This window comes from Chitinophagaceae bacterium (genome assembly GCA_016717285.1).
Taxonomy (GTDB): Bacteria; Bacteroidota; Bacteroidia; order Chitinophagales; family UBA10324; genus JACCZZ01.
Genome location: JADKFU010000005.1, coordinates 1978455 through 1990927, shown reverse-complemented (window position 1 = coordinate 1990927; position 12473 = coordinate 1978455). Strand labels below are relative to the sequence as shown.

At 40.9% G+C, this 12473-nt stretch carries 10 protein-coding genes; all 10 read left to right on the top strand.

Going from position 1 to position 12473, the window contains the following annotated elements; translation table 11 throughout:
- The first annotated feature begins 189 nt into the window (after positions 1-189).
- Positions 190-1539, top strand: a complete 1350-nt coding sequence (locus IPO83_17780) for a tetratricopeptide repeat protein (protein MBK9733106.1) — start codon at positions 190-192, stop codon at positions 1537-1539.
- A gap of 254 nt (positions 1540-1793) precedes the next feature.
- Positions 1794-3263, top strand: a complete 1470-nt coding sequence (locus IPO83_17775) for a CoA-acylating methylmalonate-semialdehyde dehydrogenase (GenBank protein ID MBK9733105.1) — start codon at positions 1794-1796, stop codon at positions 3261-3263.
- Between the two features lie 141 nt (positions 3264-3404).
- A complete protein-coding gene (locus IPO83_17770; GenBank protein ID MBK9733104.1) occupies positions 3405-3779 on the top strand; it encodes a four helix bundle protein in 375 nt (124 codons plus the stop codon).
- 156 nt (positions 3780-3935) lie between these two features.
- Complete coding sequence (locus IPO83_17765; protein MBK9733103.1) at positions 3936-5270, top strand: aminotransferase class III-fold pyridoxal phosphate-dependent enzyme; 1335 nt, start codon at positions 3936-3938, stop codon at positions 5268-5270.
- Positions 5271-5281: 11 nt separating this feature from the next.
- Complete coding sequence (locus tag IPO83_17760; GenBank protein ID MBK9733102.1) at positions 5282-6733, top strand: NCS1 family nucleobase:cation symporter-1; 1452 nt, start codon at positions 5282-5284, stop codon at positions 6731-6733.
- A gap of 4 nt (positions 6734-6737) precedes the next feature.
- Positions 6738-8120: a dihydropyrimidinase gene (hydA, locus tag IPO83_17755; protein ID MBK9733101.1), complete on the top strand. Its 1383-nt coding sequence runs from the start codon at positions 6738-6740 to the stop codon at positions 8118-8120.
- An 18-nt stretch (positions 8121-8138) separates the two neighbouring features.
- Positions 8139-8495: a four helix bundle protein gene (locus IPO83_17750; protein MBK9733100.1), complete on the top strand. Its 357-nt coding sequence runs from the start codon at positions 8139-8141 to the stop codon at positions 8493-8495.
- A 120-nt stretch (positions 8496-8615) separates the two neighbouring features.
- Complete coding sequence (locus tag IPO83_17745) at positions 8616-9482, top strand: acyltransferase (GenBank protein ID MBK9733099.1); 867 nt, start codon at positions 8616-8618, stop codon at positions 9480-9482.
- A 103-nt stretch (positions 9483-9585) separates the two neighbouring features.
- Positions 9586-10920: an FAD-dependent oxidoreductase gene (locus tag IPO83_17740; GenBank protein MBK9733098.1), complete on the top strand. Its 1335-nt coding sequence runs from the start codon at positions 9586-9588 to the stop codon at positions 10918-10920.
- Positions 10921-11002: 82 nt separating this feature from the next.
- Positions 11003-12358 (top strand): NAD-dependent dihydropyrimidine dehydrogenase subunit PreA, encoded by a 1356-nt coding sequence (preA, locus tag IPO83_17735; protein MBK9733097.1) that lies wholly within the window; start codon positions 11003-11005, stop codon positions 12356-12358.
- Positions 12359-12473: the final 115 nt, after the last annotated feature.

Here is a 12473-nt window from a genome sequence, read left to right as displayed (position 1 = left end):
ACATGGTATTCCATACTGCTTTCCTGCTTAACAGGCGATTTCTTTTACAGAAATGGAGTCCTTTTCTATTCCTGACAATAGTATTAGTAACGGCATGTGAAAATCTCTGCGGAAAACAGTGAATGCATGCCGCATTACCTTTACGATAGGTTACTTTGTTTCAGATAAATTGCCATACTTTATTGCTTCATGAAAACACTACCCCTTTTTTTAGCAACACTACTTTGTACAATCTATGTTCATGCTTCCAGTCCGGAAATTGACAGCATCAAGCGACAACTCAATGCTGCAGGAAGTGACTCTTCTAAAATTTTTATTTACGCAGATTTAAGTGATGCTTTTGATTTTTCGCACCCGGATTCAAGCTTTATTTATGCAAGAAAGGGATTGGCACTTTCACAGTTGATTGAGTTTCCGAAAGGAGAGGCGCGTTGTATTTATGAGATAGGCGTTACGCTTTGGATAACCGGCAATTACGTACCGGCACTGGAACAATTGCTGAAGTCATTGGAAATGCAGGAGAATATGAATGATCATTTGGGAGCCGCAAAAAGCATGAATGTGATTGGAATCGTGTATACCGAGCAAGAAGATTACCGGAAAGGACTTGAATATTATCTTAAATCCAAAGCTATTTTTGAATCAATAAAAAGAGATGACAGGTTACAGATCGCGCTTCTTAATATCGGCGATTGTTATGAGAAACTGAATGTGCTCGATTCTGCACTCCTCTTTGAGAACGAAGCCTATCAATTGGCGATTCGCACCAGGGATGACACCAATCTGGATGGTATTTTAAATAATCTGGGTAATATTCATTCGAAGCTTGAAAACGATAGCCTGGCAATGAACTATTACCGGTTGAGTATTCCCTATTCAACTGCCATCAGCGACTTTAAAATACTTAGCGAAACCTATTTAGGTATGTCGAATATTTTTAAAAGGGAAGCGCAGTCGGATTCCAGCATTCTATATGCAAGGAAATCGCTTGCGGCAGGGAGATCTGCAACTAATCCTTTGAATATTATGAATGCAAGCATACGCTTATCAGAAATGTATGAATTCAACAAAGTGAATGACAGTGCCTTTCACTATTATAAAATGGCAATAGCCTTTAAAGATATCATGTTTGATGAGGCGAAGGTGAAGAAGGTTCAGGCATTGAGTTTTGCCGAACAGCTTCGGCAACAGGAAATGGCAGATGAGAAATTACGTCAAATGAATGAGCGTCAACATAACATTCAAATACTTGGCATTGGAGTTTTTATCATCACGCTATTTACTTTCGTAATGCTGCTTTCGAGGCGGAAAACAAAGCCGCGCTTTATAGAATTCGCGGGATTGTTGGCCTTGCTTATCTTTTTCGAGTTCATCACATTGCTCACACATCCGTTATTGGAAGAGTTGACCAACAATACTCCTGTGCTTATGCTCCTGATTTTAGTCTGCATAGCTGCAGTGTTGGTACCAACCCATCATGCAATGATCAGATTGATGAAAGAAAAATTGATTTACAAAGAAGATGCTAAGCACAAATAATTTTCCGCTTCAAAGCAGTGTTGCATGACCTGACATATAGTTTTGATCGTCACTTTTCCCAACCTGCCCGGCGTTTCTGCAGGAGAAAACACTCTTTCAGTTTATAGATAAATAATTGAATGCCGGTGATGGCTCCAAAGAAGTGTTCAGTAAGAATACCTGTAAAATATACCTCGGCGTGAACGCTATATAACGTGCCATTAAGCCATTGAAACCACTTCTTTTTCTACATTTATGGAGATAAATTTAACTCCATGACAACAGTCACCTTAAGATATCCGGAAGTAAAAAATTATATAGGCGGAAAGTTTACGAACGGCACGCAGAAGACATTGGATATTCTTTCTCCCTTATCAGGAAAAGTGATCTCCACGGTTCCGCTGTCATCAGCGCAAAATTTGGATGAAGCAGTAAAAGCCGCAAAGCAAGCATTTCCAGCATGGAGCGCAATTCCTATAAAGGAACGCGTGCAAATATTTTTCAGGTATAAAACATTGCTTGAAAGAAGTATGAATGAACTGGCGAACCTTGTTCATGAAGAGAATGGAAAAACACTGGATGAAGCGAGAGCTGAAGTAGAAAAGAGTATTGAACTCACTGAGTTTGCCTGTTCATTGCCACAGTTAATTTCAGGGGAATTATTAGAGGTGAGTAAAGGGGTGGAGTGCAGAGTGGAACATAAACCACTCGGTGTTGTCGCTTCTATTGCCCCTTTTAATTTTCCGAACATGGTTCCGCACTGGACGATACCCAATGCGATTGCTCTTGGCAATTGCATGATATTAAAACCTTCTGAGCAGGTTCCTATTTCTTCTAATAAGATTGCTGAATTATTAAAAGAAGCAGGCCTGCCTGATGGTGTGTTCAATATTGTAAATGGCGATCGTGAAATTGTAGAAGCAATTTGTGACCATCCGGATATTGAAGCGGTATCGTTTGTCGGCTCAACAAAAGTTGCGAAGATTGTTTACAAACGTTCAACAGGTAATCTGAAAAGATGCGTTGCCTTAGGTGGTGCAAAAAATCATTTGATCGTGATGCCGGATGCCCATCCTGATATGACGGCTTCTAACGTAACAGCCAGCATGAGTGGTTGTGCCGGACAGCGTTGCATGGCTGCAAGTGCAATGGTAGCGGTTGGACAAATTGAGCTCATCATTGACAAGATTTGTGAGGAAGCGAAAAAAATAATTCCTGGTAAGAACCTTGGAAGTGTAATCAGCAAGGAAGCGAAGGAAAGAATAGAGCGGTATATCACAGAAGCCGAAAAAGCTGGTGCTGTTGTTTTGGTGGATGGAAGAAACTATAAAGTGCCAGGCAATGAAGAAGGCTTTTATGTGGGTCCGACAGTTATCGATCATGTAACTGCTGACATGGCCATTGCAAAAGAAGAAGTGTTCGGTCCGGTGCTCGCAATTATCCGTGCAAATAATCTTGATGAAGCCCTCAACATTGAAAACAATTCGAACTATGGAAATGCTGCATCGGTATTCACGCAAAGTGGTGGCATCGCCAGACAAGTGATGGAACGTGCAAGTGCCGGAATGATTGGCGTGAATGTAGGTGTTCCTGTTCCACGGGAACCATTTTCATTCGGTGGTTGGAACGAAAGTAAATTCGGCGTATGCGACATTACCGGAAAAAGCTCTATTGAATTCTGGACCAAGCTGAAGAAGACAACCGTGAAATGGAATCCGGAAGGGAAGGTGAATTGGATGAGTTGACGTTGGGTATTAGTCATTATAGTCATTGGTCATTGGTCATTGAGTCATTGTGTCATTTAGTATGGTGATCTTTTGTGGTTGTTATTAGTTAATTGTAAAGTGCTTGCTTGTTTTGTATTCATATAAAAATCATTTTAGGAAATGAAAAGTTTGGAAGAATTCAATGTTTATAATCTTTCAATGGAACTTGGAGAAAAGATTTGGGAGATCACTGGGAAATGGAACTACTTTGAAAGAACTACCATCGGTAAGCAATTAGTGAGGGCAGCTGATTCAGTAGCTGCAAATTTGAGTGAAGGATTTGGCAGATTTCATTATTTGGAAAACAAAAATTTCAGTTATTATTCGAGGGGCTCATTGTTTGAAACTAAAACCTGGATAACAAAGGCTCACAATAGAAAACTAATTGATGATGCTGAATTTAATTCTTTCACAAATGACATTAATATCATAGGAAAAATGCTGAACAATTACATTAAATCCATAGGTACTGTTCCAACGAATAAAAAGAATTGAGAATAAATAACTAAGCTTAAAATGATAAACCCGACTTTGGGGAAAGTTTAAAAGTTTATGGATATAGAAGGGGCAGCAACCATATCGGATCTGGTGCTAATAATCAATGACGAACAATGACTAATGCTCAATGACTAATGACTAACACAGACGAAAATGACCAATAACGAAATACTAAAATCCAACCTCGAACACACCATCATCTCCTGGAGCAAACAAAGTGGACTGAATCCATTGAGCATCGAGCGTGCAAAGGGTGTTTATATTTATGAAAGAAGTGGAAGACGCATCCTTGATTTCTCTTCTCAACTGATGAACGTAAACATAGGGCATGGCCATCCAAAAGTTGCGGAAGCGGTTATGAAACAGATGCAGGAAGTGAGTTATGTGCATCCCGGAATGATTACCGAAGCACGAGGAAAGCTCTCGCAAAAGCTTTCTGAAATAACAGCCGGTACATTAAACCGTACATTTTTTACCAATGGTGGTGCTGATGCTATAGAAAATGCAATCAAGTTTGCGAGAATGTATACAGGAAGGCACAAGATCATTTCACTTTTTCAAAGTTATCACGGTGCCACGTATGGCGCGCTGTCAGCAGGTGGCGATCCACGGGGACTTCCACATGATTCCCAGGCGGTACCTAATATTATTCATGTGGAAAATCCATATATCTACCGTTGTCCGTGGAATAGTAAAACGCCGGAAGAGTGTGCAGAAAATGCGGCAGCACACATGGAACGTGTGATCAGGTATGAAGGTCCTCAATACATCGCTGCTATTTTAATGGAAGGAGAAAGCGGTTCGTCTGGTTGTATTAAATATCCACCCGGATATTGGAAAAAGGTAGAAGTGATTGCAAAAAAATATGGCATCCTTACTATAGCAGATGAAGTGATGAGTGGCTTCGGCAGAACCGGAAAATGGTTTGGTGTAGACCATCATGATGTAGTACCTGATATTTTGTGCATGGCAAAGGGAATTACAAGCGGATATATTCCGATGGGTGGAATGATAGTTAAAGAAGAGCTGATTAAACACTTTGATGATAAACCGCTTCCCATCGGATTAACCTATTCTGCGCATGCCGTTGCATGTGCTGCGGCTAATGCAGTGATTGAAATTTATGAAGAAGAAGGATTGATAGAGAATGCAGCGAAGATGGGCGCATACATTGAGCAACAAGTGGAAAAGATGAAGCAAAATCATCCGTGCATTGGGGATTTCAGAAATACAGGATTGCTGGGTTGCATCGAAGTAGTAAAGAACAGGAAAACAAAAGAACCAATGGCTCCATGGAATGCCGGACCTTCTGATATGGAAATCATGAATAAGGTTGCAGCGAAAATTTCTGAACTCGGCATGTTCACATTTGTGCGTTGGAATTTTATTTTCATTGCACCTCCGCTTTGCATTACTCAGGAAGAAGTGGATGAAGGACTTGAAATCATCTCAAAGGCGCTCACGGTAGCGGATGCATATTGTAATTAGCTTTTCCAACTATGAGCGAACATGATCTTTCACTTTATAGCGAAGACCTCGCGCCAGTTCCAATAGACAAGCGGAGTTGGAATACGTGGAACTATGCAGCACTTTGGATCAGCATGAGTTTGTGTATTCCCACCTACATGCTCGCAAGTTCATTAATTGAAGGCGGCATGAATTGGTGGCAAGCTATCCTCACTATTTTTCTTGGTAACACTGTTGTCTTAATTCCAATGATATTAAACGGCAGAGCCGGAGCTAAATACGGCATTCCGTTTCCTGTTTTTGCACGTGCAAGTTTCGGTGTGCGCGGAGCCAATGTTCCTGCTTTGCTCAGGGCCATTGTTGCCTGCGGCTGGTTCGGCATTCAAACATGGATCGGAGGGTTTGCAATGTACCTCCTTATAAAAATCTGGATTCCTTCATTTGAAAATCTTCCTCCATTATTTCCGGAATCATTTGGTTTACAAACCGGACCTGCCATTACTTTTTTTCTTTTTTGGCTGTTAAATATGTTCGTGGTGTACCTGGGAGTGGAGAGCATAAAAAAATTATTGGTGTTCAAAGCATTCTTTCTTCCGATTGCTGCACTTGCACTATTGTTCTGGGCTATTTCTGCGGGGCATGGACTAGGTCCTATTCTTTCACAACCTTCAAAGTTTACCACCAACAATGAATTCTGGAATTTTTTCTTTCCGGGTCTCACCGGCATGGTGGGTTTCTGGGCAACGCTTTCTTTAAACATTCCTGACTTCACACGGTATGCAAAAAGTCAGCGCGCGCAAATAATGGGACAGGCAATTGGCCTTCCACCGGCCATGACTATTTTTTCATTTATCGGAGTAGTGGTGACGTCAGCAACATTTATTATTTATGGAGAAACGATATGGGATCCGCTGGTGCTTGCTGGAAAATTTGAAGGTAAAGCGCTTGTGAGTGTTGCAATGATTTGTGTTGCCATTTCTACGCTTGCGACGAACATTGCAGCTAATATTGTAAGTCCGGCGAATGATTTTTCAAATCTTGCTCCATCTAAAATTAATTTCAAGCTTGGAGGATATATCACCGGCGTTATCGGCATTCTCATCTTTCCCTGGAAACTCATTGCTGATCCGAATGGATACATCTTCACCTGGTTAATTGCCTATTCAAGCTTGCTGGGTCCTGTCGGAGGCATTATGATTGCTGATTATTATTTCATCAGAAGGCAGCATCTGGAAGTGGATGATTTGTATTCAAAAAATGGTCTCTACAGTTTTGGTAACGGATACAATCAGGCCGCGATTATTGCGCTTCTCTGCGGCATCGTTCCTAACGTGCCCGGCTTTCTTACCACTATTAAGTTAGTAAATGCCGGATCAGTTTATCCATGGATTGCCCACCTGTACAATTATGCATGGTTTGTTGGCTTCGCGGTTTCATTTGGTGTTTACTATATTAGCATGAAGAAAAAAATAATTAATAAATAACAGCATGTCGATCTTAATAAAAAACGGAAGGGTGGTCACCGCATCTGAAGATTATGTGGCTGATATTTTTGTTGAAGGTGAGACCATTTCCTGTATAGGGAAAAATCTCAGCATGAATGCTGATGAAGTGATTGATGCGAAAGGGAAATTTATTTTTCCCGGTGGCATTGATCCGCATGTTCATCTTGACATGCCATTTATGGGAACATTTTCCAGCGATAATTATGAAACCGGAACATTGGCTGCTTTACATGGCGGCACTACAATGGTGATAGATTTTGTTTTGCAAACACAGGGAAAATCATTGCACCATGCACTGGAAGCCTGGCAAAGCAGGAGCAACGGAAACTGCTTTGGCGATTACTCTTTTCACATGGCGGTTACAGACTTCAATGAAGAAACAAAAAAGGAAATCAACGAAATGGTAGAAGACGAAGGCATTACTTCGTTTAAAACATTTATGGCTTATAAAGGCGCGCTGATGATTGATGATCGTCAGATGGTTGGACTGATGAACGAGGTGAAGAAATGCGGTGGCATGGTGACCGTTCATGCCACCAATGGCGATATGATAGATTTTTTGATTGCAAAACATAAATCAGAAGGAAAGCTTTCTCCGCTCTATCATTACCTGTCGCAGCCGGAGATTACAGAGAGCGAAGCGTCCGGAAGATTTACTGACATGATTTTTCAAACCGGTTGTCCTGGATATATTGTACACATGACTTGCGAAGGCGCTGTAAGTGCCGTACGCCGTGCAGGATTCCGCAATCAAAAAGTTTTTGGTGAAACCTGTATTCAGTATCTGTTGCTGGATGCTTCCTTGTATGAGAAAAATTTCAATGGGGCCAAGTGGGTGATGAGTCCGCCTTTAAGAGAGAAAAAGGACCAGGCCGCATTGTGGTCTGCCATTAACCAGGGAACCGTGCAGGTGGTAGCAACAGATCATTGCCCGTTTAAATGGGAGCAGAAGAAAATGGGTGAAAACGATTTCTCTAAAATCCCGAATGGACATCCTGCTATTGAACATCGTATGGAACTATTGTTTTCAGAAGGCGTGAATAAAGGAAAGATTTCATTGAACAAATTTGTGGAAGTTACATCCACCAATGCTGCAAAAATCTTTGGTATGTTTCCTAAAAAAGGGAGCATCGGAATCGGAAGTGATGCAGACTTAATCATTTTTGATCCGGAAGAGAAGCACGTGCTTTCCGAAAAATCTCATCATATGAATGTTGATTACTCTGCTTATGAAGGCTGGGAATTAAAAGGTAAAGTCAATACAACAATATTGAGAGGAAAAATAGCAGTTGACAATGGAGCAGTAAAAATCAATAAAGGTTATGGACAGTTTGTAAAGCGGAATAAAGTTTCTCCGATAATTTAGAATTAAAAGTTTAGAATTATGAGTGACGTGAAAAGGAATGACAGCATTGTTGGAAGAAAATCATATGATTTTGCATTGCTTATAATTCAGTTATATAAAGAGTTGTCAAGTGAAAAGAGAGAATTTGTATTATCAAAACAACTACTGAGATCAGGAACATCAATTGGGGCAAATATTAATGAACCGATTTCAAGTGAATCAAAAAGAGACTTCGTACCTAAATTAAACATTGCATTAAAAGAAGCGAGGGAAACTTTGTACCGGCTTCATTTACTATTTGACAGTTCATACATTGAAAAAGAAAAATTACTTGCTTCCGAAGACCATTGCAATCAACTAAAAAAAACTATTAAGCAGCATCATTCTGACAACTAAATCGAGATACTTGAAGGACTAATCTGGTATTGTTTGAAAAAAAAACAAACGTGTAACTCTAAGCTCATAATTCTAAACTCATAACCCTAAACTCTAAACTCATAATTCATAACCAACACCATGGCTCGAAAAGTAAAATCAGGCTTAATCCAAATGTCTCTTCCGATGACGGAAGGAGAGGGCACCATTGAAGAGATTGTAAATGCAATGGTCCAGAAACACATTCCATTTATTGAGGACGCAGGGAAAAAAGGCGTACAGATTTTATGTCTTCAGGAGATTTTTAACACGCCTTATTTCTGCCAGGGCCAGGACAGTAAATGGTATGCTTCTGCGGAAGCAGTTCCCGGGCCAACAGTAGAAATTATGCAGGAATACGCGAAAAAATACAGGATGGTAATTATTGTTCCTGTATATGAAAGAGAACAAGCCGGATTTTTATACAACACGGCAGCAGTGATTGATGCGGATGGAAAATATTTGGGCAAGTATCGTAAGAATCATATTCCGCATACCTCCGGTTTCTGGGAAAAGTTTTTCTTCAAACCCGGCAATTTGGGGTATCCTGTTTTCGAAACGCAGTATGCAAAAGTTGGCGTTTATATTTGTTATGATCGACATTTTCCGGAAGGAGCGAGGATACTTGGATTGAATGGAGCGGAGATCGTTTATAATCCTTCTGCAACAGTCGCCGGTCTTTCGCAATACCTGTGGAAGCTGGAACAACCTGCTCATGCTGCAGCGAATGGATACTTCATGGGTTGCATTAATAGAGTCGGAGAAGAGAAGCCCTGGAACCTGGGTAAATTTTACGGCAGTTCTTATTTTGTAGATCCACGAGGACAAATATTTGCCACAGCATCTGAGGATAAGGATGAATTGCTTGTAGCGGAGTTTGATCTTGACATGATTGAAGATGTGCGTTCTACGTGGCAGTTCTTCAGAGATCGCAGGCCGGAGACTTATGGGAAGATGACTGAATTGTAATTGAATAGAACGCGGATTTTTAGGATGAGCATGATTTGCGCCGATTAACGATCTTAATTAATCATAAAAATCATAACGATCTGCATTTCATAAAACACCAACCATGTCTGAATTTAAAAGACCAGCTTCCGAAGCAGCATTCTCTGAAAATTTTTCACAGATCAAACCATTGATGAGCCAGACCGAAGCGTATTATGAAAGCTCTCGTTGTTTGTTTTGTTATGATGCACCTTGTATAAAGGCATGTCCGACAGGAATTGACATTCCGTTATTCATTCGTCAGATCAATTCCAAAAATGAATTGGGCGCTGCAAAAACTATTTATAACTCAAATTATTTTGGCTATGCATGTGGCAAGGTATGCCCGACTTCTGAATTGTGTGAAGGAGCCTGTGTTTATACCAACACAGATGTAAAACCAATTGAAATTGGACGGCTACAGTCTTTCGCAACCGGCAAAGCGATTTCAAGTAATAAGAAATTTTATGCTATTCCAAAATCAAACGGAATGAAAGTCGCGGTGATCGGCGCTGGCCCTGCAGGTATCAGTTGTGCCTGTGAGTTGCGACAAGATGGTTTTGAAGTGGACATTTTTGAAGCAAAAGAAAATCCTTCCGGTCTAACCGTGCATGGCGTTGCACCTTATAAGATTACCAACGAAGAAGCATTGGATGAAATGGAGTATCTCCAAAAGCAATTCGGGTATACGGTTCATTACAGCAAGACAATTGATTCTGGAAATGATATCAGACTGTTAGAGGAAAATTATGCTGCCATCTTTATAGGTATAGGATTGGGAGGAACTTCCGATTTAAAAATTAAAGGAGAAGAATTGGAGAATGTTTTTGGAGCTGTTGAGTTCGTGCAACATTTACGGATGAATCATCATAAAATAGTTGTGCCTGAAAAGGTGATAGTATTGGGTGGCGGCAACACTGCCATGGATGCGGCAAGTGAAAGTGCGAGGATGGGAGCATCGGAGGTTATTTTAGCTTATCGCCGGAGTAAGGAGGAAAAACCGGCATATGAGTTTGAATATGATTTAGCGAAGGAAGTTGGCGTAAAAGGGATATTTAATGTTGCACCAATGGAGATATTGGGAAAAGATGGAAAAGTTGCAGGAGTTAAATTTATCCGTACAGAAACTATAAATGGAAAGCCTTCTTCAATCGAAGGCAGTGAGTTTATTGAAGATTGCGATTGGGTTATTAAAGCAACGGGACAATCGAAACAAATCGGATTTCTTGAAAGAATTGAAGGAATACAATTAAACGCTAACGGCACGATTGCCGTGAATGATCATTTTCAAACAAGCAATAAAAAATATTTTGCGGCGGGAGATGCCGTCAGTGGAGGAGAAGAAGTAGTGAATGCTGTTGCAAATGGAACGAACGCAGCAATAGCCATTAAGAATTATTTAGGCGTAAGAATACCATAAGTTGGTTTTTTGACGTACCAAATTTTAGTTTGAGAAAAGAAGAAAGAAACATTATAGTTGCACAGAAGAAAAAAAAATCAGCATGGCAAATCTTCACACCAATCTTGCAGGCATAAAATCTCCCAATCCATTCTGGCTGGCATCTGCTCCACCTACCAACAGTGGTTACCAGATCATGAAGGCATTTGATGCGGGATGGGGAGGAGCGGTATGGAAGACATTGGGAGTTCCTGTAGTGAATGTTTCCTCCCGTTATGGCGCGCTCAACTATCGTGATACGCGCATGATGGGATTCAGTAACATTGAATTGATTACGGACCGGCCGCTGAGAGATAATCTTCGGGAAATTGAAGAAGTGAAAAAGCGTTTTCCTGATCATGCTGTGATTGCATCGCTGATGGTGGAAACGAAAGAGGAATGGCATCAGCTTATGCGTGACGTTACAAATGCAGGTGCTGATGGCGTTGAATTGAATTTCGGCTGTCCGCATGGAATGTGTGAACGCGGAATGGGAAGCGCAGTAGGACAGGAGCCAAAAGTTTTAAAAACTATTGTGAGCTGGGTGAAGGAAGTCGCAACAATTCCGGTAATCGTAAAACTTACACCGAATATTTCCGACATCACACGCCCTGCAGTAGCTGCTGTTGAAGGAGGTGGCGATGCGATTTCACTCATCAATACCATTCAAAGTATTGTGGGTGTCGACATTGATAATTTTGTTCCTTATCCTTTGGTAGATGGTAAAAGCACCAATGGCGGTTATTGCGGTCCTGCGGTGAAGCCCATTGCCATGAACATGCTGAAAAATTGCGCGCAGCATCCGCAGGTAAATATTCCCATCAGTGGAATTGGAGGTATTGAAAACTGGCGCGATGCGGTTGAATTTATTTTACTCGGTGCTACTTCTGTTCAGGTTTGCACCGCTGCAATGCATTATGGTTTTGGAATTATCCGCGAGATGATTGCAGGTCTGGAAAGCTACATGGATGATAAGGGATTTAAAACATTGGATGATTTCAGAGGGAAAGCCTTGGGTAACGTAAAACACTGGGAAGATTTGAATCTGAAATACAAAGTGGTTGCCAGCATCAACGAAGATAAATGTATCGGTTGCCAGTTGTGTTATACTGCCTGTGAAGATGGCGCGCACCAGGCGATTGGCTTATCCGGAGATATGTTGAACCGCAAGCCGCATATCATTGAAGAAAATTGTGTGGGATGTAATTTGTGTTCATTGGTTTGTCCGGTTGAAGAATGTATTACGATGGAACGGAGAGATAGTGGTAAGGAAAACCTGACCTGGAAAGAAAGAACGCTTGCAGGGTCTATTCCAAAAACCTTTAATGATGATTTAGCAGGTGGTTTGCATCATTGGGTTCCGGAACCGGAGGAGGCGTTGAAGAAAGTGAAGCCTCTTCATTATAAGTATCCGTCGTAGAACTAAAATCTGAATTGATTCTTTTCGCCTAACTTATGAATTACGAATTTTTACACGAGTGCAATAATGCCTTGCATGTTTAGAAGGTATCAATGAGAAATGTATTATGCCCTTT